The 2,689-nt window shown below is 38.8% G+C and carries 2 protein-coding genes and 1 pseudogene; all 3 read right to left on the bottom strand.

Annotated elements, in window-relative coordinates:
- On the bottom strand, window positions 1-369 hold a 369-nt coding region (locus OCV67_RS13090; protein ID WP_147644377.1), incomplete at its 3' end, for an XkdQ/YqbQ family protein.
- Window positions 370-380: 11 nt separating this feature from the next.
- On the bottom strand, window positions 381-1,037 hold the full coding sequence (locus OCV67_RS13085) for a LysM peptidoglycan-binding domain-containing protein (RefSeq protein ID WP_147644376.1): 657 nt from the start codon (window positions 1,035-1,037) through the stop codon (window positions 381-383).
- Window positions 1,027-2,689, bottom strand: a pseudogene (locus tag OCV67_RS13080) (hypothetical protein); the annotation flags it as partial. The gene OCV67_RS13085 and the pseudogene OCV67_RS13080, both read right to left, overlap by 11 nt.

The raw sequence follows: 2,689 nt of genomic DNA, 5'->3' as shown, positions 1-2,689 counted from the left end.
TTTAATACCGAAACGCTTGCATACATCAATAAAAATATCGTGTACGGTTTTGTTCTCGTACACGAATGTATCTTTATTATTTGACAGGTAAATACCGTTATCATAGGCGGTAATTGGCATTTTAAAGATTTCGGACTGCTGTTGTGACATTATCATACCCCTAAATAATTCCTTGCCCTTATAACTGAAAATCAATTGATGACCTTTTGTGACATCTATTCCGCTTTGTGCGCCTTTGCAGTCCAAAAGCGAAATGCTTACAGAACGTGCGGCAGAACCCTTTCTCCCTTTCCATTTAATACTTTCCACAAGTTCTGAAATATCGAAGGTCTTACCGTCACGGTATAAAATTAAACTGATATCGGACATAACTTGCCTCCTTACGGTATTGTTAAGACCTGACCTGCCTTTATCAGATTAGGATTAGAGCCGATGATTTTTTTATTGGCTTCGTAAATTTTAGTATACTTAGAGCCGTCTCCGTAATACTTTTTGGCAATATTGTAAAGGCTGTCTCCTGATTTTACGGTATAGGTCTTAGGCTTTGATTTGGTATTGACTCTTGCGTTTGTCTTTTTGGGAGCAGACGCTTTTTTGTTCTTGTTAATATTTATCTGCCGCACTCTTACCGTCTTATATGATTTCAGCGAAATGGTATAATCATAAGAACCAACGTCTCCGCCGCTTTGGGAGTAGGAAAAGCTTTCAATCGTTGCATACCATACAATATCGCATTTAGTTATATACAGTCGGACAACAGTCTTTTCGTTAAGCCACGTAGATATTGCATTGATATACGCATGGGGTAAAAGAGGTTTTTTCACAGTACAGCCGGGGAAATACGTCTTAGGGAAAAAGGACGTAAATGAAATCGTAACGGCTTTGGGTTCTTGTAATACGGTAGTTTCTCCAAGTCCGGCAATGGTTACACTTTGATTGTTGCCGTTTCTCTGGATCTTGATACTTTCGGGATTCACAGGTAATTGATGTTTCTTTTTTCCTGCTTCAAGCCATATTTGATATTTGCTAGAAGTCATAAGAGTCTTCGCCCTCCTCAAATAATTCAGTTGAAATAATACTCATAAGTGCAGGCTTTAAATTTTCTATAAGGATCTCCGCCACCTGTTCCTTATCCATATTGCTTTTTACGTTTATAGAACCTTTGCCGTTGATATTGAGATCAACTTCACGGCGGGATACTGATTCGGTTTTGTTTTCAAACTTTTTTACAGGAGATTCTGCAGGAGGAATATTGAGATGATTATCAGCGTAACCGCTAATGATCTTTTCCGTCTCATCGGCAGTATATACCGTTTCTCCGCCTTTGAACCGTACAAGCTCAGGGCCCTCTTCACCGACCAATGCAATACCGGGTTCTGCCGATAGCGTACCGGAAGCGTAAGCATTCACATTTGCAGTAAACCCACGAACAGCAGCCGCAGCATTTGAAACTGCCGACGAAACGTCAATGCTTAATGCAGCTGTGATTCTGCTTGCAATGCTCTGGGCTTGCTGAACGGCATTGTCACCACTAGATTTAAGTTGGGATATGTATCCGTCCATTGTAAGCTTTGCGGCATCTGCCGCTTCACTATCCAATTTCATCTCTTCGACCATTTCATCAAGAGACTTATCCATATTTTCTTTTATTGCATCAAGCCTTTGTGAAATTTCTTCGTCAACTTCAAGCATCGTTTGTGCAGTGTCATCTTTAATATTTTTTAATTCTCCAAATGATTCATTGAGTTCACTGACCTTCCCCTTAGCCTCGTCAACATTCATTTCATTAAATGATTGGGCAAAGGCAACAGCTTGTTCAGGGTCTAACTGCTCTATAATATTACTATCAAGCTCTAAATCGGAAAGTGCGGCAACCGCTTCCTTATATTGATTAAAATAATCTATTTGACTTTCAATATTTTCAATTGCAGTATCGGGAGATAAGGCATTTTCAAGGTTCATACTTGCTTCTTCAAACAATCCGAACATACCATCTAAGCTTTCACGAATAGAATCATATGCTTCTTCATATTCTTCAGCAAATTGTTTGATTTGTTCTTCATTAACTGCCCATACTTCTGAAATTGCTTCTTCAGGAGTCAGGGCTTTCTGAGCATCTTTCGCTGATTTCCCTAAATCGTTGTAAGCATTTGCAGTATCTTCAATAGTCTTTAGAAATTCTTCAGCGCCGTCGGGATTATCCATTATACTAAAGGCTTCAAAAGCGGTATTTTTATACCCATCAACAACCTTTTGAGCTTCTGCGATTTTTTTGCCGAAATATTCATTAGCTTCCGACATAGTATAGCCTGTCATATTGGCATGACCGGGATCATTCATGGATTTTGTTATTTCATCTTTAACTATTTTATACTCTGTCTCAAAATCTTTAAGCTCTTTAAGACCGTCTAAATAACCGTTAGTAAAATCGGCGCTAGTCACAGATTCACTTGCTGCTTGTTTGCGATTATCCATGGCTATCTTAACCATCTGTGAATTTATATTAGTCGGATCGAACCCTGTTAATTTACCCGTATCATAATCAACCTCAATATTACAATTAAACGTATCATTAAGGTAATCGGCATATTGAGACATCATATCAAGGTCAGCATTGGTTAATTCAGACTGCTTGGATAATGCTTCAAGCTGAGCTACTGCAACCATTCCATTTTGCCAATCTTTGTCG

This window comes from Porcipelethomonas ammoniilytica, from assembly GCF_025567485.1.
Taxonomy (GTDB): Bacteria; Bacillota; Clostridia; order Oscillospirales; family Ruminococcaceae; genus Porcipelethomonas; species Porcipelethomonas ammoniilytica.
This window is presented reverse-complemented; position numbering and strand designations above follow the sequence as displayed.